General features: G+C 35.1%; 13 protein-coding genes and 1 pseudogene. 10 read left to right on the plus strand and 4 right to left on the minus strand.

The window, feature by feature from the left end; translation table 11 throughout:
* The first annotated feature begins 168 nt into the window (after positions 1-168).
* The 6 genes from istA (at position 169) to HYG86_RS09880 (ending at position 6,947) form a co-directional block, all read left to right on the plus strand.
* Positions 169-1,674 carry an IS21 family transposase gene (gene istA / locus HYG86_RS09855; protein ID WP_213165414.1) on the plus strand — a complete coding sequence of 502 codons (1,506 nt, stop codon included), beginning with the start codon at positions 169-171 and terminating at the stop codon, positions 1,672-1,674.
* A complete protein-coding gene (gene istB, locus HYG86_RS09860) occupies positions 1,671-2,399 on the plus strand; it encodes an IS21-like element helper ATPase IstB (protein ID WP_213165415.1) in 729 nt (242 codons plus the stop codon). The genes istA and istB overlap by 4 nt, the downstream gene beginning before the upstream one ends.
* 304 nt (positions 2,400-2,703) lie before the next feature.
* Complete coding sequence (locus HYG86_RS09865; protein ID WP_213165416.1) at positions 2,704-3,798, plus strand: ArsR/SmtB family transcription factor; 1,095 nt, start codon at positions 2,704-2,706, stop codon at positions 3,796-3,798.
* A 31-nt stretch (positions 3,799-3,829) separates the two neighbouring features.
* Positions 3,830-4,600: a class I SAM-dependent methyltransferase gene (locus HYG86_RS09870; RefSeq protein ID WP_213165417.1), complete on the plus strand. Its 771-nt coding sequence runs from the start codon at positions 3,830-3,832 to the stop codon at positions 4,598-4,600.
* Positions 4,601-5,034: 434 nt separating this feature from the next.
* Complete coding sequence (locus tag HYG86_RS09875) at positions 5,035-5,496, plus strand: NUDIX hydrolase (protein ID WP_343064105.1); 462 nt, start codon at positions 5,035-5,037, stop codon at positions 5,494-5,496.
* A 527-nt stretch (positions 5,497-6,023) separates the two neighbouring features.
* Positions 6,024-6,947 carry an aminoglycoside phosphotransferase family protein gene (locus HYG86_RS09880; RefSeq protein WP_213165418.1) on the plus strand — a complete coding sequence of 308 codons (924 nt, stop codon included), beginning with the start codon at positions 6,024-6,026 and terminating at the stop codon, positions 6,945-6,947.
* Between the two features lie 100 nt (positions 6,948-7,047).
* On the opposite strand, the gene HYG86_RS09885 is transcribed toward HYG86_RS09880, so the two are convergent.
* From HYG86_RS09885 to HYG86_RS09900, 4 genes are all read right to left on the minus strand, one after another.
* Positions 7,048-8,166, minus strand: coding sequence for a TolB family protein (locus HYG86_RS09885; RefSeq protein WP_213165419.1), 1,119 nt, complete (start codon positions 8,164-8,166; stop codon positions 7,048-7,050).
* A gap of 29 nt (positions 8,167-8,195) precedes the next feature.
* The gene (locus HYG86_RS09890; protein ID WP_213165420.1) at positions 8,196-9,602 is read right to left on the minus strand and encodes a sensor histidine kinase; all 1,407 of its coding nucleotides are present in this window, start codon (positions 9,600-9,602) and stop codon (positions 8,196-8,198) included.
* Positions 9,603-9,766: 164 nt separating this feature from the next.
* The gene (locus tag HYG86_RS09895; protein ID WP_213165421.1) at positions 9,767-10,474 is read right to left on the minus strand and encodes a response regulator transcription factor; all 708 of its coding nucleotides are present in this window, start codon (positions 10,472-10,474) and stop codon (positions 9,767-9,769) included.
* Between the two features lie 612 nt (positions 10,475-11,086).
* On the minus strand, positions 11,087-12,466 hold the full coding sequence (locus tag HYG86_RS09900) for an ISNCY family transposase (protein ID WP_213169124.1): 1,380 nt from the start codon (positions 12,464-12,466) through the stop codon (positions 11,087-11,089).
* A gap of 204 nt (positions 12,467-12,670) precedes the next feature.
* On the opposite strand from HYG86_RS09900, the gene HYG86_RS09905 reads away from it, so the two are divergent.
* From HYG86_RS09905 to HYG86_RS09920, 4 genes and pseudogenes are all read left to right on the plus strand, one after another.
* Complete coding sequence (locus HYG86_RS09905; RefSeq protein WP_246451734.1) at positions 12,671-13,354, plus strand: TetR/AcrR family transcriptional regulator; 684 nt, start codon at positions 12,671-12,673, stop codon at positions 13,352-13,354.
* 86 nt (positions 13,355-13,440) lie between these two features.
* A complete protein-coding gene (locus HYG86_RS09910) occupies positions 13,441-14,715 on the plus strand; it encodes an MFS transporter (RefSeq protein ID WP_213165422.1) in 1,275 nt (424 codons plus the stop codon).
* A gap of 20 nt (positions 14,716-14,735) precedes the next feature.
* Positions 14,736-17,358: pseudogene (gene ppsA / locus HYG86_RS09915) on the plus strand (phosphoenolpyruvate synthase).
* A gap of 411 nt (positions 17,359-17,769) precedes the next feature.
* On the plus strand, positions 17,770-18,120 hold the full coding sequence (locus HYG86_RS09920) for a DUF2200 domain-containing protein (protein WP_213165423.1): 351 nt from the start codon (positions 17,770-17,772) through the stop codon (positions 18,118-18,120).
* The last annotated feature ends 214 nt before the right edge of the window (positions 18,121-18,334 follow it).

Genomic DNA, 18,334 nt, shown 5'->3' on the forward strand with positions numbered 1-18,334 from the left:
GGACATTTATAAAAACGTTTAAGGAGAGACTGTCTATGGCATAATTAAAAGTGAGAAAACGGCAGTGTAAAATCTGATAAGGTATAGCTGGAAATAAAAAAACCATTGCTAACAATCCCTAATTACAGTACCCTATTAGTGTCGAAGCTAATGGGAGGTAATGAAAGGATGTTAACAATGGACAGAATTAAGTATATCAGAAGAGAAGTAATTAATAAAGGTCGAAGTATCAATAGTGTTGCTAAAGAAAAGGGCCATGCGTGGGAAACCGTAAATAAGTATGTTGAGTGCCAGGATTTCAACATTAAGAAAACCAAGAAGACTAGGGAATCCCGTTTAGATAAGTTTAAGCCAACAATTGATAAATGGTTAGAAGATGATCTAAATGCCCCACGAAAGCAAAGGCATACTGCTAAGAGAATCCACGAAAGGCTTCAGAAGGTTTTCAAGAACGATTATGATATGTCTGATAGAACCATTAGATCTTATGTAGCAAAGAGAAAGGCTGAGCTTCAACGAGAAATTGTTGACTGTTACTTGCCCCTAGAACACGCTCCTGGAGAGGCCCAAGTAGATTTTGGCAAAGTAACCTTTGTAGAAAACGGTATTACCTATGAGGGGTCTGAGCTTGTCTTATCTTACCCTAACTCAAATGGTGCATTGGTGCAGCTATGTAAGGGTGAAAATTTAGAGTGCTTACTTACAGCTCTTAAAAGCATGTTTGAGTTTACTGGCACAGTACCGAAAGAAATATGGTTTGATAACATGAGCACTGCTGTAAAGAAAATCAAAAAGAGTCACGAGAGAGATTTAACTGAGCGTTTTGAGAGATTTGCTCTTCATTATGGATTTGAACATAACTTTTGTAACCCTTCTAAGGGGAATGAGAAAGGGCATGTTGAAAACAAAGTTGGTTACTCAAGAAGAAACCTTTTCGTGCCGGTGCCAGAATTCCGGGAGCTTAAAGAATATAATAAAGACCTTCTACAAGAGTGTTTAGAAGATATGGATAGAGACCACTATGTAAAGAAAGCTAAAATATCTTATCTATTCGAAAAAGATATAGCTGCATCTAGGCCCTTACCAGTTGTCCCATTTGAAACTTCAAAACTAGTAAAGCTAAAGGCAGATAAGTATGGGAAAATAAGGCTTGATGGTAAATATACATATTCTACTTCTCCAGCATACTGCCAGCAGCAAGTTTGGGCCAAGGTCACTGATTTGGAAGTAATAATACTGAATAACGATTACAAAGAGGTAGTAAGGCATAATCGACTATATGGTGACCAGCTAGACTCTATGCAATGGATAACATATATTGATTTAATGTCTAGAAAGCCTTTTGCTTTAAAGTATACAAGCTTCTATTCATCTATACCAGATGAGATGCGTTGTTACTTTGATACATGTAACTTAGAAGAGCGCAAGCAGGGATTAAAAGCCCTGAATCTAATGTTACAAAATATTTCTATAGAGGAAGCTGCAAACGTTTTTAGTTCGGCCATTGAAGCTAACTGTAGAGATTCTGACAGCTTGATAGGGTTGTATCATAGGGTAGTAAATGGAGTTTTAGAAATGCCTGATATGGAGCTCCCTGATTTTGTGCCACAATTAAAGGGATACACAACAGATTTAGACGTTTATGACGGATTGATGGGTGGTGGCAGCAAATGAAATCATCTATAGCCGAATACTGTAGGCTGCTCAGACTAGGTAACCACATAGTCAAGCACTATGAAGACATAAAAGCTGAAACACATGAAGAATTTTTACTTAAGATACTGGAAGTTGAATATGAATGCCGTGAAGTAGTAAAAAAAAATAGAGCGATCAAGGCCGCGACCTTTGATATGCTCAAGACATTTGAGACTTATGAATTTAAAAAAGTTAGTATCCCTAAGAGTACATCTATTGAAGACATAAAAAGTGGGGCTTTTATCGATAGAAAAGAGAATCTAATTTTATATGGCGGGGTGGGTCTAGGAAAAACTCATCTGGCAACTTCCATTGGCATTGAGGCTTGTAATAATGGCAAAAAAGTTAAGTTTTACAGGACTGCAACCCTTGTAAATGAGCTGATTGACGCTAAAGAAAATGGCAGTCTAACCAAGTTAATGCGGAAATTAAAGAAGATGGACCTTATTATTTGCGATGAGTGGGGATATATTCCTCTAGATACAGATGGAGCACAACTGCTCTTTAATGTAATATCCGAGTGTTATGAAAAAAGAAGTATCATTTTAACTACAAACCTTGAGTTCAGCAAATGGAATAATATATTTTATAATGACAGGCTAACAAGTGCAATTGTTGATCGGTTGGTACACTACAGTCACTTACTAATATTTGAAGGACCAAGTCATAGAGTTGAGAACTCTATATTAAGAAACAACCAATAATTTACATAAATGGAATTAGGGATTATCATATTTTTAATTGCCAAATTATCAAATTTCTACTTGCCAAAAACAAGGAGAGACTCCCTACATAGTTAATAATTCGGTGGGAGGACTTAGTTTACACTGCACATCGATATATTAGGAATCTAGAAAGCAAGCGCTGGTAAAGCACTTGCTTTTTATTATTCAGATATTAAGTTTTTATTAATAAGATAGAAAACAATGGTATTAGATGGTCATCTATGATATATTAAAATAGACATCTAAACAATGAATAAATAGTTGTCTAAGGAGGGCTAACTATATGCTACTAGCTGAAGAAAAATTAAAAGAGCAACTACAATTTGTACATAAGCCAATTATTGATTTTATGCATTCTTTGTACCTATTTGGTAATTTTGATGAGGGGAGAGATGTGTTAGGTCAGAGGGGTATAGCCCTTGATCAAGAAGTCCAACATATTTTGCAAAGTATAAAAAATAACCTATCAGGGTTTGTGAATAATGAAATACAGACATTAAGTGACTTGGGCACTGCTGATTGTTTGCTGATTTCATTTGTCTCAAATTATGAAGAGCTACACTCTGTGGAAGATTTCTTTGAAATATATGAGAAAGCATCTAGTGAAGAGATACTTAGGTACATTGGAACCTCTTTTTTAATTAGTTATTACTCTGGCTCTATGAATCGATGGAATAAGGATAATCACTCTATTGAAAAGATGAAGGAATTTTTGAAAAGACTAGATGGCGTAGAGCCAGACTTGAAGGAAAAGATTGTAGATTTATACAACGACCCTCAAGAAACGAAAATGCGTTTAGGATATATGTTCAAACAATTTTACACTAAGGGGTATAAAGGATTTGAAAAGGAAATCTTAGAGAAATCAAAAGCAGAACAAGTCAGATATGAGAATCTTATAAATGAAAATCCTGCACTTTTCATAGAGATTAATCTTAAGAAACCTTCTATTAACGGGACTGTTCCAATGGAATACGATAAGTATAACATCTATGTGTCTTATATACAGCAATACGGCTATACCGTACTAGCCAATAACCGTTTACCCAATGCTAATGGGACTATAAGTATAGGATGCAGAAATATAGATTTCTATAACAATAAGAATATAGTCACAAACTTCGATAGATTTTTAAAGACAATTGCAGACCCTACAAGGTTTAAGATAATTACATACGTAGGAAAAAGGAATTGGTATGTTAATGAACTAGCAAAAGAATTAAAACTAACACCGGCAACTATTCATTACCACTTAGAAACACTACATAGTATAGATATGGTTACCTCTTTTAAAGAGGAAAATAAGGTGATGTATAAACTTAATACTACTGTAACAAAGCAGTATATAGATTATTTATCCACAAAGATTTTTAATTAGAAAAATATAAGAATAGAAAGAGGGTAAGAAAATGGATTTCGTAAAGATTAACGAAGAAGTTTGGGATCAAAAAGTAGAAGAAAAGTATATTTGGAGTAGAGTGGTTAGTAGCGAGAGGGTAGAAAAAGCAAAAAAGGGAGAGTGGAGTATTGTTCTAACCCCAAGAAAGCCCGTTCCTAAGAATTGGTTTCCAGAAAACTTAGCAGGAAAGAAGATCTTGTGTTTAGCTTCTGGAGGAGGTCAACAAGGACCTATTATGTCAGCCATAGGTGGTGATGTTACAGTCCTTGATAACTGCGATTCTCAGCTTGCTCAAGATAGATTTGTAGCCGACCGGGATGGTTTGGAGATTAGGACTGTGAAAGGTGATATGCGAGATTTATCTATGTTTGAGGACGAGAGTTTTGACTTTATTGTTCATCCTTGGTCTAATGGGTACGTGGATAATGTACTTCCTGTATGGAAAGAAGCTTATAGAGTACTGAAAAAGGGGGGGATTCTAATTTCAGGTTTTGGGAATCCTGTGGAATACATATTTGACCTTAAATCAATGACGGAAGGCAATTTTGTGGTAAGGCACAAACTCCCATACTCCGATCTAACAAGTATATCTAGTGAAGAGTTACAAGAGCTAGTGCTAGATGAAGGGGAAGGAATTTGTTTTGCCCATACATTAGAGGATCAAATTCAAGGTCAAATAGGGGCAGGCTTTGTAATCGCGGGGTTCTACGAAGACATTGGAGGCTCAGCTCTTGACCAGTATATGAATGGGTCAATAGCCACCAAAGCTATAAAACTATAAAAATTCATTAAAAAAATCTCCTTTTGTAGTGGCCAAAACTACAAGAGGAGATTCATTCATTTTAGAGTTTATCATCATGTTTGGTGCTGAGGTGAAGGTTTTTAGGATTCATGATGATACTCCCAATAAGATAAGGACACCACCGTTTGTAAATATGAAGGAGAATACCCTATTAAAGGACATATTGTATCTATTTAATATAAATAATTTGGAGCCAAAAGCGATAAGATGAACCGTACCATGGGTAATGGGAATTTAATAACGGATAAAGAAGGGTTGACATGTGAGACTGTTAGTCCTTTTTTGTCTAGCAGTATTAGAAACCATAAAATTATAGTTAATAGAATATTAATGATTCCAGAGTAGGATTTTCCTTCTGAATATAGAATTTGTACTTGGAGTTATATGTTTATACATAGAAAAGAGCATGGTAATTGTATACTGAAAAGGGGTTGGGGATAAAAATGCTAAATGTAAATTTTTACGAGTTAAATTCAGTGGAGGATAAAAAGTTAAGGTTTGCAGTGATAATGGCAAGTTACAAGGGAAAATGGGTCTTTGTAAGACATAAAGAGAGGGAGACTTGGGAGATACCGGGTGGACGCAGGGAACCAGGGGAAAATATAAGTGATACAGCTTCAAGGGAATTAGTTGAAGAAACTGGCGCTAAAGACATTAGTATTGTTCCAGTTTCTATATATTCCGTAGATAATGGAGAAAATGAATCTTTTGGACAACTGTTTTATTCTGAAATAAAAATTCTTGGAATGCAATTGGATCATGAGATTGGTGAGGTAAAATTACATGATAGGATGCCTGAAAATCTAACCTACCCGTTAATTCAACCATACTTATTTACAAAAGTAGAGAAACAATTTCCCAGGATGAAAGCTTAAATTGCTAAGAAATAAAGATGATATAATAGAATTAATCTAAAACGACAATAAAGGGATAGTGATAAAAAGTAAAGGGGCATGAAAAGTGGTTAGTAAGCAGTCAGTATAGAAAAAAGGAAGTGTGTTGACTGTAAATCAAAAGATAGGGTTTGTTATAACCTGTCAATAATAGAGGGACAATTTGATCCTAAAAGACTGAGATTATTTATTGTAGATGAGGAAGCTGGTTTCTAAACAAATACTTTAAAACAATATTGCTAAGTCATTTTGTCTGCTTAAATAGACGCGTAAAAGGCGATGCGGTGAACCGTACCACAAATAACGCGGACTTTAATAACGGTTTAAAGAGGGTTATCAAATAATTTCATTTGCTAGCCTCTTTTTGGTACTTAGAAAGATTCATCCTACCAAATCAGTATAGTTAATAGAATATTAATGATTTAAGAGAAGGAAAGTCTATATGAATAGAGAACTTGCTATAGTGGAGCTTGAGGTGCGAGTATGTTAATAAAAGGAGATGTGTCTACATGACAACTACAGAAATAATCAATAAGCTAAAAGAAGAGAAGAATTATCTGAATAACAGCACTGTCAATGAGTTGGATAAGGGATGGTCAAATGATAAGAAATATATTTTTACTTCTGATAGTGGCAGATATCTCCTTACAATATTTGAGTTAAAACACTATGATAATAAACTTTATCAATTTGATATATTAAAAAAGATGATAACCTTAGGAGTACCAGTGCAAGAGCCTGTTGAAATATTTAGTGACAGCACCTTTGGGTACATGGTTGTGTCCTATATAGATGGCTTAGACGCAGAAGAGAGTCTAAAAAGTATGAGTGAAGAAGGTCAATACAATATAGGAATACAAGCAGGCCGTAAATTAAAATTGATGCATCAATTAAAAGCCTCTGACCAGTTAGATTCCTGGTATAACCGTAAAAAGCACAAACACGCTAAATACTTGGAAACCTATAAGCAGCTAGGAATTAAACTAAGAAATGAACAAAAGATAGTAAATTTCATTAACGGAAATATTGAACTGATGATGGATAGACCCAACATATTTCAACATGATGATTTCCACGTGGGGAATATAATTTTGGATAATAAAAAAATTGCCGGGGTTATTGATTTTGACCTAATGGACTGGGGAGACCCAATACATGACTTTGTAAAACTAGGTACAGTTAGTAGAAAAACTAGCATCCCATTTTGTATAGGACAAATCCATGGATACTTTGGAAATACTGAACCAGATGAGTTCTTTTGGAAACTATATTCCCTATACCACTGCATGGCTGCCATATCAACAATAGTTTGGGTGCAGAGGTTTCATCCAAGTAGAGTTGATGAGGCAATGCAGGGTGTAAATGAAATGATGGAGGATCATAATTACTTCGATGATATAAAACCAAAGTGGTATAAAAATATAGATATGTAACAAAAGTTTTAGGATGCAATACGTTGAAACCTACCATAAGTAACTGGAGATGTTCAAAAGGCTATAACCTTCTAATCTAGTAAGGTTATAGCCTTTTTTGTTACTTATATATCAAAATTTCCTCAACGATTCTGGATTGACCTGACTGTGCTGTTTTCTTTATAAATAGGTTATTTGAATCTGGAGCCCAGTGTGCCATCATAGCTATAACAGCTGGCAGATTTTCATTTTCAATTATTCGTACTGTGTTAATCAGTCTAGCATCAGATATACCAGCTAGGTAATAGTTTGTTTCATGGTTCCCTTGTTCTTCTATCTCAAGACTGAATGCAATTCTACTCTCATCTGGAGAAATTGTGTATGAAGGAATCCATTCTCCTTCACTTGTTTTACCTCCAGATACTAGCCTCGTCAAAGATGCATCAGTTAAATCATACAAAAACACTCCTGATAATTTGTTATACACACCATTAAAGATAAGTTGTTTTCCCCCGTTAATAACTTGAAAGTCAAGGATGGTATCTTCTTTATGTGGAAACAATAGTTTCTCTATCAATGAGCCATCCTCATTAACTTGGTATACCGCTAACTTACTTTGGCTATCCATAGCAATGTACAGGCTTTCCCCATCAATATGAGCTTTAGGGCGAGCATAACTGCCGTGATTTAATATACCTTCAAGGTCGATTAGTTGTATTTCTCCGTTAGAGCTATCAATGATTTTTAAGGTTAGTGAGTTATTATCAAAATATGAAACGTAATGCCCCATAGTGTCTATGAATGCTATCTGATTATCAAAAAAATCTATTATATCTTCGTGTATCAATACAGAAGCTTCTTTTTGTACTTCATATACGTATAGATTATTCTCATCAACGAAAAGGGCTTTACTTAAGTCCTTTGAAATAGCCAAAGGGTTAAATGCTAGTAAATTTTTCGAAATTTGGGAGTTTAAATCTAACTGAAAAAGTTGACTGTTTTTCCTGTAAAGAAGTCTTTTACTAGATACCCCCAATATATCAGTGAAATCGATTTCAGGTTCTAGGTCTAATACTTCCTTGAATGTAACGTAGATGGGGTCATTAAGTTTGCCCGATTCAGATAATACGTCCTTACTTAAAATGGTAGTTTGACTTTCATTGTTCCCATAGCAGCCAGATAGAAGTGCTACACCAAGGGATAAAATAGTCACATAAAAAAAGCATTTGTTTTTAATCATAGTTAATTCCTCCTATTTATAGTGTACATCTAGCTTACCCAAGAGTTATTGCCATCTTTGCCTAGATTATTGCCAAGTTGTTGCCAGAGGGGAAATTTCACTATGATTTTTGTGATATTATCTTTATTTTCTAAATCTATAGAGCCTTTATGTTGTTCAACTAGCTTTTTACATATATAAAGTCCCAACCCGCTACTACCTTTCTCCCCCATATTTGAGGATATATTAGCCCTATAAAAGGGGCCAAATAACTTCTCTATATCACCTTCATCAATTACATCACTATGATTACTAATCTGTATCTCTGCAATTTTTCCTTTTTTTGCAGAACTTATGTAGATATCCGTATTATTAACGCCATACTTAATAGAATTATCTATGAGGTTTATAAAAATCTCTCGAAGGTTATTTTGTGACCCAATTATCTTAATATCATCTTCGATGGTACACTGGATTTTCATCTGGTACTTATCTGCTTTCATTTGCATGTCTTCACCAACTGATTGGAGTAAGCTGCTTAGACCTATCACTGTAAACTTGTTTTGGTTATTTTGTGATTCTGTCTTGGAAAGTTCGATTAGTTGTACAACCATTTGATGGAGACGTTGACTTTCACTTTTGATTTTTCCAGCTGCCCGCATCAAAAATGCCTTATCGTTAAAGTCTTCACCTTCTAATATCTGGGCATATCCAGATATTGTGGTTAGGGGAGTTTTTAGTTCATGGGTTACATTATTAAAGAAGTCTATGCGATTTTTTTCAAGTTTTAGCACCTTATCTTTCTCTTCTAAGATGGTTTCAACTTGTTTTTTTATCTTAGTGGACATTTTATTAAAACTATTAGATAGTTCTTCAAGCTCATCTCCTGTTTTAACTCTTACATTTAGACCATAATTGCCTTCGGAAAACTGCTTTAGACCCTTATTTATTGCAACTAGTGGTCTAATGATATTTAGGGAAACATAATAAGTAACGGAAAATAGAAGGGCTAAAACAAATATATTTACTAATGAAAAGCCTCTTAATAAAAATTGGCTAGAATTAAATAACCCACTATAATCTTTGCTAAATCTAAGAATTCCATAGTAGTTATTATCCAAATAAAGGGGGTATGAGTAATTTACAATGTAAGTACCTTCAAGGGAATTTATAGTAAAGCCAGATTGATTATTTAAGGCTAATAATAAGTCTTCTTTACTGCTATTCTTTAGTTGAATACTTTCATTATAGTGAAGAACATAAGAGTCGTTTTCTTCTGTAGTGGCTCCATAGACAAAACTACCTGAAGAATCATATAACGCTACATTGTATTGAAAGTAATTGCTTAACTCCTTTACCAGTAATTGACCTTCAGTTCTAAAGTTATCATCTGTTAAGTTATTACGTAAGAAAAACTGCCTTAAGTACTCAAGGGACGACTTTTGAAGGTTTTCCATATCCCCCTTAATAACTTCATGGTTGTTCCTATAAAGCTGCTGATAAATGAAAAAGTGTGAAGAAAATGCTCCAAACAGAAATATAATAAAGAAACATATTAAGAGTTTATAACGGATTGAAAGCTTCAATGTACTAAATTCTCCTTTCTGAGGGGTACATATAATTAAACTGTTGTGCAACCTTCCTCTATAAGATTCATCTTGTATCCTAGTCCAAACACAGTCTCTATTATTGGAGGGGAAGAGGGGGAATCGAGCTTTTTTCTCAACCTTTGTACATGTACATCAACAGTTCTTAGATCGCCAGTGAAGTCCATACTCCATACTCTATCTAGAATTTCGTCTCTTGTGAAAACACGGTTCTTATTGTAGGAAAGCAAAAGTAAAAGATCAAATTCCTTAGGTTTGAGTTTAACTTCTAATTCGTCCCTAAAAACAGTCCTAGCCTGGGTGTTTATTCTAACTGAACTATTAATATATAAATAGCTGTACTTTTTAGGCATATTCTCAATTCTTCTTAGGATAACTTTAATTCTTGCTACCAATTCTCGAATATCAAAGGGTTTTGGAATGTAATCATCTGCACCTAACTCTAATCCAAGGACCTTATCCACTATATCAGTCCTTGCGGTTAACATAATGATAGGCAATTGATACTTTTGAGAGATTTTTTTGCAAATGTCAAAACCACTCATATCTGGGAGCATTAGGTCTAATATTATTAGATCAGGACAAAATTCTTCAAGGGCTTTAAGTCCATCTTTACCATTGCTAGCACAGTTGACTAAAAACCCTTCTCTACTAAGGGAGTATGTGAGAATATCCCTTATGGATGAATCATCTTCAATGAGTAAAAGTTTATATTGGCTCATTATTCTCTCTCCTAAATTTAAATTTAATTATACTATTATTCTACAATACACTAAAGTTGTTGCCAAAATATGAATATAAATACCCAAAGCCCTAATAATTGACTTAATTATATAAATTAGGAAGCCTAGCCAGTTGAGCTATATCTTAAAGGAGTAGGACAACAGGGCATAGCTAAGACCGTTAGTAGAACTAAAAAAAGATCCCCCGCTACAGGAAGTGCGTAGAACCGTACAATAAGTAACAGCGGTAATTAGCTATTGTCTTTATATTCTCAATCAGCATGTGAAGTAATAAAGAAATAATTATGTTCTGTCAACCATTTTTGAAAATGTCCTAAAAAAGTCTTAACATAAGCACCAGATTTCTGGTGCTAAATTCTAAAAACACTTTTCAGAATAGTTATGCTATTAACTTTTAATACTGCGACAATCTGTTGTTGTTCATGGCTTTCACAAAAGACAGTTGTAGCCGATGCTTCAGCTTCGGCTGACATTCAAAATGAACAGTATGATGGTAGGACTTTGTACTCGCCGTAAAACAAAAAGGCAGTGCCTAGAATGCACCTTGTTTTTGCGTAACTTTAATAAACCTAGTGATTTCTAAGATTCTTGCTAAGCTATGTTGTTCCTATGTAATTGCTTTTTTAAATATCTTTCAAATGATGCCTGTTTCCATGGGTGACTCATTGGAGGAATATATTTTTTCTTAGGTTTCTCAGGAAGAGTTGCTAGATCAAATGCTTTTGAAGAGGGTTTATGATGTGGTAGCAACTCAAGCAAATAAACCTGTTCACCAATACAGCAGTAAATGTCCCCATCAAAGGCTTTAATGACCATAGCTGTAGTACCCTTACGGTAATGCACTGCAACTCCATAAGCATTAACAGGCAGATAATACTCATTATGATATTTAATACAACTCCCATTATCAATTTTTCTAGAAGAAATTACCGCCAGTGTTAGATTGATTTTATCATTATCTGGTTGCGTTTCGAACACAGATTTGATACTATCAATAGGTAAAGCGAATCGCTTGTTGAATTTTTTTATGTAGGAGTAAAGGAATTTGTTTGCCTCCTCAATTGAGGAGACACCTCTCAAGCGTAGCTCTACGACTAGGCGGGATTGAAGAGTGCCAAATACTCTTTCAACCCGCCCTTTTGCTTGTGGAACGCTAGATGTCTGAATGTCGATTCCTAACTGCTTACATGCATATCCGAACTGAGTAAATGTATCTTTTTCAACTGAAGCTTCTTTTTTCTTTTCGTATTTTCTTTTATACTCAAATACAGTGCGATTATCTGTAAAAAACTGATAAGGGATTCCATAGTTAGTTAGGACCTGATTAAGAACATTGTAGTAGCCTTTTAACGTTTCCTGCTCATCAAAGTAAGCGCCTAACATTTGCCCTGTGGCATCATCGATTGCTACATGAAGGTGTGTTTTTATGCCACCAAACCACTCATGCATGGAAGCGTCCATTTGGAGCATTTCTCCAAAGTAAGCACACCTAGGACGCCTAGGATGAGAGTCCTCTATATCTAAAATGGAGCTTTGAATGACAGCTGCCTTCTTCATAGATTTAGTTTTAGCTTGAAGATCCTTTAGTTCTTTCTTCAATGCTTTCCTAGAAGATCGTGTTGCCATTGGCGAAAGGATGAACTCTTTCCTAAGAATAGAAGTAATGGTACCGACAGATACTTTGATGTCTTCCATCTCATTAAGAAGCTCTGAAAAATGGGTTAGATTACAATCATAATACTTAGTGCGGTATAAGTCTAAGATTAACTTCTTGGTATCTTCAGATAAGGTTATTGAAGGTTGCCTACCACGGTTTCCATGAATGAAAAAAGCTTTACCTTTTTCTTTATACCCTTTGATTAGCCTACTGATATGCCTAGGTGTACACCCGATTTTAAGGGCTGCAGTTTTCTTGTTGCCATTAGTTTCTACCAACTTTTTAATTATTTCATATTTCTGATTCTCATCCATAGTTAATATCACCTTTCTCATCTTGTCCACCTCATTTTTATAGTCATGAGGGTATTATAATATATGAATCACTTTTAGGACATAATCTTTTGTGGTATAACTAGACATTATCATATATGAATCATAGTGAAGTAATAAAGAAATAATTATGTTCTTGACAAAAGGAGAAATGTTAGTTATTCTATATACATACTGTTAGTATGTATGGAAGGAGATGTAGTAATCATGGCAAGAAATAAATATCCTGAGGAGACAGTAAAACGGATTCTAGACGTTTCATGGGAACTGTTTTTGGAACAAGGCTATGAAAACACCTCTATCCAGAACATTATTGATAACCTTGGCGGATTGACTAAGGGGGCAATCTACCATCATTTTAAATCTAAGGAAGATATTCTGATGGCAGTGGCCCAGCGTATGTACAGCAATTACGATGCTAAAGTATTAAAGATCATTAGAGATGATAATAATATTTCTGGTCTTGATAAACTAGGCAAACTATTTCGTATTTCAATTAATAGTTCTACTGAAAATGATGCCTTTAAAGCTGCACCTGACGTGTTAAGTAATCCGAAAATATTGGCACTACAAATGCAAGGAATTATAAAGGAAACCATTCCTAATTATGTGAAGCCCATAATAGACCAGGGAGTCATAGATGGTTCTATACAGACTGATTATCCACAAGAACTGGCGGAGGTCATTTCAATGCTTCTCAATATATGGTTGAACCCAATGATATTTTATGCTGAGTCAGAGTCCATACTAAATAGATTTAGATTTTTTCAGCAGATTTTGCATAGTTTAGGACTTAGTATAAATCTCCTTGATAATCAAATGGAAGAACGTATTGTGGAATTATGTCGGATGTATAGCGAAAAAAAGTAACAAAACACCTGCCCATACATAGGGCAGTTTATTTTGCTATTAAACATACCAACGGTTGGTATCAATATTGGAGGGATGCTAGTTATATGGAAAATTTAAAAAATGAGTTTTTAGTAAAGGGTAAGTCTACTCACAGGGTTAAATTGTTCAAAAAAGATTTTATTTTATTAGTCATTGGCCAGATTATTTCACTCTTTGGCAATGCCATTTTACGTCTTGCCTTACCACTATACATCCTAGACAAAAGTGGTTCTGCTGCATTGTTTGGCATCATTTCTGCCAGCGCATTTCTCCCCATGGTCATCATATCGCCTATCGGTGGTATACTTGCAGATCGAATTAACAAACAACGGATTATGGTTGCCTTAGACTTATTTACAGCAGCACTGACCTTGGGGGCTATCATTCTTAATAGCTTGTTTAACACTGTAATTCTCGTTGTGATTATGTTAATGATGCTGTACAGCATACAGGCGGCATATAATCCATCTGTACAGGCCAGTCTGCCACTTTTATTTCAGAAGGAACAGCTTGTTTCTGCCAACGCTGTGGTTAATCTTATTACATCACTATCCAGTCTCCTTGGCCCAGTCATTGGGGGGATATTATATGGAACATACGGATTGTCATATGTTTTAGTTGTGAGCTGCGTTTGTTTTGCTTTCAGTGCAGTGTTGGAGTTGTTCATGCGTATTCCACATACACCTCGAAAGGATGGTGGAAGTATATGGTCTATTGTCAAAAATGACATGAAGCATAGCTCATATTTTATTCTTAAGGAAAAGCCTATAATGACAAGAGTTATCATGCTTGTTTTTTTCTTCAATATGTTTTTGAGTTCTATGATTATTATTGGCTTACCAGTAATAATAACACAGATTTTGGGTATGAGTAGCCAATTATACGGCGCATCCCAAGGAGTATTAGCCTCGGGTGGCTTAATTGGAGGAGTAGCCGCAGGTTTGTTTGGTAAAAGATTGAAGATTAAGTATGCTTATCTGCTGATGCTTGCTTGTTCATTAGCAACCATACCAATGGGGATCGCTCTAATGCTTCAAGTATCCCCACTTGCAAGTTACTTTGTAATTGTCATAATGGGAGCATTAATAATGATTAATTCAACACTGTTTAACATACAAATGTTGGTCTTTGTGCAAGGAAATACTCCTGTAGAAATTGTAGGCAAAGTAATTTCATTCTTGATGGCAATCGTAACAAGTGCCCAACCCATTGGACAAGCTATATATGGTATGTTATATCAACAGTTTTATACTGAACCCTGGCTAGTTGTATTGGGGACATCGCTGATAGCAACTGTGATATCATTTTTTTCAAAAAGAATTTTTAGCAGAATAAATTAAATAGGAAGGTGATATTTATTATGAAAAAGTATATATTGTCATTTGAAGAAATAAACGGTTCAAATTTACCTGAAGTGGGAGGTAAAGGAGCTAACTTAGGGGAACTATCAAAAATTCAAGGAATACAAGTGCCTAAGGGGATTTGTGTTACTACTGAGGTCTATAAAAGAATTGTTGAAGGAAATAAGGAATTAAATACTTTATTTGATCACTTATCTAGTCTAAAGGAAAGTAATAATGAGAAAATTACACATATTAGTAGGGAAATTCGTAGGACTATCGAAAGAACTGAGGTTCCTAAGGATGTGGAAGAAGCTATTCGTCTAAGTGTTACAAAACTTGGAGAGGATAATTTCTATGCAATACGCTCCAGTGCCACTGCAGAAGACTTGCCACTGGCATCCTTTGCTGGACAGCAGGATACCTTTCTAAATATAAGAGGATTAGATTCTATTTTGGAACATATAAGAAAGTGTTGGGCATCCTTATTTACTGAACGTGCTGTAACTTACCGTATGAAAAAAGGATTTGAACATCGTAATGTATATATATCTGTTATAATTCAGCAAATGATTTTTCCTCAGGCTTCCGGTATTATGTTTACAGCTGAACCCATTACAGGAAACAGAAAGGTTCTATCCATAGATGCAAGCTTTGGACTTGGAGAGGCTCTGGTTTCAGGACTGGTTAATGCAGATAATTATAAGGTTAGAGAAAAAAGTATAACCAACAAGACAATAGCTAGCAAGAAGTTAGAAATATATTCCTTAGAAATTGGGGGGACACAGGAACGAGAAGTTGATGAGAATAAGCAGGGTATACAAACTCTAACGGACCAGCAGATTTTAGAACTGAATGATATAGGAAGGCAAATAGAAAAGTACTTTGACAATCCTCAAGATATAGAATGGTGCCTATATAATTCAAAATTCTTTATTGTCCAGAGCCGCCCTATCACCACCTTATACCCTGTACCAGATAGTGATGAAAAACTTAGAGTGTATGGTTCAATGGGTCATGTGCAGATGATGACAGAAGATATCAAACCATTAGGTATATCTTTTTGTAGGATGTTGTCCTTTTGGTTTGGAGAGAATTTGGTAGAAGCAGGGGGAAGGCTGTTTATGGATGGAACCCATGATTTAGCATCACCAATAAGAAGAAAGAGTATGATTAGTTCCCTAGGCAAAACCGATATTCTTATGAAGAATGCTCTTTTAAAGCTGACTGAGCGTAAGGATTTCATCAAGGCGCTACCTCGTGGGAAAAGCTACATCAGTGCTGGCCCAAGCATTTTCTTTTCATGGGTAATTCCTGCCCTTAAAATATATAAAACTAATGATAAGGCTCTTATAGAGGAGCTTATCTCGTATAATGAAGGACTTGTATCAGAACTGGAGAAAAATATAAATCGTTTATCAGGAGATGAATTGATGCGATTCATCCAGAAAGATACAAAGGAATTAAAATCAACACTGCTAAGTTCTAAGAATATGAGTATGCTTGCTATTGCTACCCTTGTACCGGGGTGGATTAATAACAAGATGGAAAGTTGGTTGGGAGAGAAGAATGCTTCCGATGTGCTCTCCAAATCTGTAAAAAATAATATAACTTCTGATATGGGTCTAGAGCTACTGGATGTAGCTGTTGTTGTCCGACAGTATCCTGAGGTCATAGAATATTTTAAGAATGCCAACAATGATACTTTCTTTAAAGATTTAGAAAAACTTAGAGGTGGAGATGTAGTAAGTAATGCAATTAAGGAATATCTTAAGAAATATGGAATGCGTTGTCCTGGAGAAATTGATATTACAAAATCTCGTTGGAGTGAAAATCCAACATTGCTCATACCCATGATCTTCAGTAATATTAATAGTTTCGTAGGTTCAAGCAGCGAAATATTTGAGCAGGGGTATTTTGGAGGCAGATAAAAAGCAAAAAGAAATTTTAAATCGTTTGGAGCAACTGCCTGGAGGAAAGGGTAAGGCGAAAAAGGCAAGAAAGATGATAAGTTTGCTGCGTAATTTCATAGGGTTTAGGGAATATCCTAAGTATTCTTTTATTAAAAGGTTTGCAATTTATAAGAATGCTCTTATGAAGGAAGCTGAAATTCTTGTGCATGAGGGGGTTATAAAAGAGAAGGAGGATATTTATTATCCATACTTTGAAGAACTTCATGAGTTAATAAGAACTAGACAATTGGATTACAGTATTGTTATCAAGCGAAAAAAGGAATACGAGATATACGAAAAATTGACACCGCCTAGGGTGATGACCTCAGAAGGCGAGATTGTAACGGGAGAATACAACACAGGTAACACTCCAAAGGGTGCCTTGGAAGGGGTTCCTATATCATCAGGTATTATTGAAGGCAGGGCAAGAGTTGTTTTAAAGTTGGAAAATGCCATGATAGAAGATGGTGACATTTTAGTTACAACCTTTACTGACCCGAGCTGGACCTCATTGTTTGTATCCGTTAAAGGTTTAGTTACTGAGGTAGGAGGACTTACAACTCATGGCTCTGTTATTGCTAGAGAATATGGAATACCTGGAGTGGTTGGTGTAGAAAATGCTACTAAGTTAATACAAGATGGTCAAAGGATTCGAATAAATGGAAACGAAGGATATATAGAAATATTATAAGGAAAATTGCTATTAATATTTGCATTTGAAATTGAATAGTTTTAAAAAGCCGCAATTATACCTTTACGGAGAACCGTACCACAAGTAACGGCGCACTTCAATAAGGACTTAAAGGGTTAACAATCAGCTTGATTGTTAACCCTTTTTTAGTATCTAGAAAGGGTTCCTCCTATAAAATAAGTAATAGTAAAAAAGTCTATAGATAACGACTAGACGAATAGAAGGAAATTTTTCATCACAAACCGAATACTATTATATATAAAGTAATGGGGGTGTTTTTGTGGAAGAGAGTTTAATGATTTTATTTTTTCTAGTCTTAGGTGCATTGTTATCAGGGGTTTAAACTTTGCTTTTGAAACATATTACTTTTGTGATACAATTAAAATAAACATTTATAAGCGAGGGTCTACAATGAGTAAACATAAAATCTATGAAATGAGTTTCGCAAAAGTCTATCCCCTTTATGTTGCCAAGGCGGAAAGAAAAGGGCGTACGAAATCAGAAGTGGATGAAATCATCCTTTGGTTGACTGGATATAGTCAGGAAGAATTAGAGGCTCAACTGAAAAAACAGACAGATTTTGAAACCTTCTTGGAGGAAGCACCCCAACTGAATCCTTCCAGGGCTTTGATCAAAGGTGTTGTCTGCGGTGTTAGAGTGGAAGATATCGAAGAACCGACTATGCGAGAAATCCGATATTTGGATAAGCTGATCGATGAATTAGCAAAGGGTAAAGCCATGGATAAGATTTTAAGGAAATAACTTAAAAACAGTAAGCAGTGATTAGACTACTTTTTGATTTATGTATAGTATCATAAATTTTAGGTTATAATATAGCAGAATATATTGTAATGTCTTGTCAACCATTTTTGAAAATGTCCTAAAAAAGTCTTAACATAAGCACCAGATTTCTGGTGCTAAATTCTAAAAACACTTTTCAGAATAGTTATGCTATTAACTTTTAATACTGCGACAA

This window comes from Alkalicella caledoniensis (assembly GCF_014467015.1).
Classification (GTDB): Bacteria; Bacillota; Proteinivoracia; order Proteinivoracales; family Proteinivoracaceae; genus Alkalicella; species Alkalicella caledoniensis.

Bases quoted from the DNA above. Each gene is read 5' to 3' on its own strand.
- istA (WP_213165414.1), top strand. From the start codon at position 169: ATGTTAACAATGGACAGAATTAAGTATATCAGAAGAGAAGTAATTAAT.
- istB (WP_213165415.1), top strand. From the start codon at position 1,671: ATGAAATCATCTATAGCCGAATACTGTAGGCTGCTCAGACTAGGTAAC.
- HYG86_RS09865 (WP_213165416.1), top strand. From the start codon at position 2,704: ATGCTACTAGCTGAAGAAAAATTAAAAGAGCAACTACAATTTGTACAT.
- HYG86_RS09870 (WP_213165417.1), top strand. From the start codon at position 3,830: ATGGATTTCGTAAAGATTAACGAAGAAGTTTGGGATCAAAAAGTAGAA.
- HYG86_RS09880 (WP_213165418.1), top strand. From the start codon at position 6,024: ATGACAACTACAGAAATAATCAATAAGCTAAAAGAAGAGAAGAATTAT.
- HYG86_RS09885 (WP_213165419.1), bottom strand. From the start codon at position 8,166: ATGATTAAAAACAAATGCTTTTTTTATGTGACTATTTTATCCCTTGGT.
- HYG86_RS09890 (WP_213165420.1), bottom strand. From the start codon at position 9,602: ATGGAAAACCTTCAAAAGTCGTCCCTTGAGTACTTAAGGCAGTTTTTC.
- HYG86_RS09895 (WP_213165421.1), bottom strand. From the start codon at position 10,474: ATGAGCCAATATAAACTTTTACTCATTGAAGATGATTCATCCATAAGG.
- HYG86_RS09900 (WP_213169124.1), bottom strand. From the start codon at position 12,466: ATGGATGAGAATCAGAAATATGAAATAATTAAAAAGTTGGTAGAAACT.
- HYG86_RS09905 (WP_246451734.1), top strand. From the start codon at position 12,671: ATGGAAGGAGATGTAGTAATCATGGCAAGAAATAAATATCCTGAGGAG.
- HYG86_RS09910 (WP_213165422.1), top strand. From the start codon at position 13,441: ATGGAAAATTTAAAAAATGAGTTTTTAGTAAAGGGTAAGTCTACTCAC.
- HYG86_RS09920 (WP_213165423.1), top strand. From the start codon at position 17,770: ATGAGTAAACATAAAATCTATGAAATGAGTTTCGCAAAAGTCTATCCC.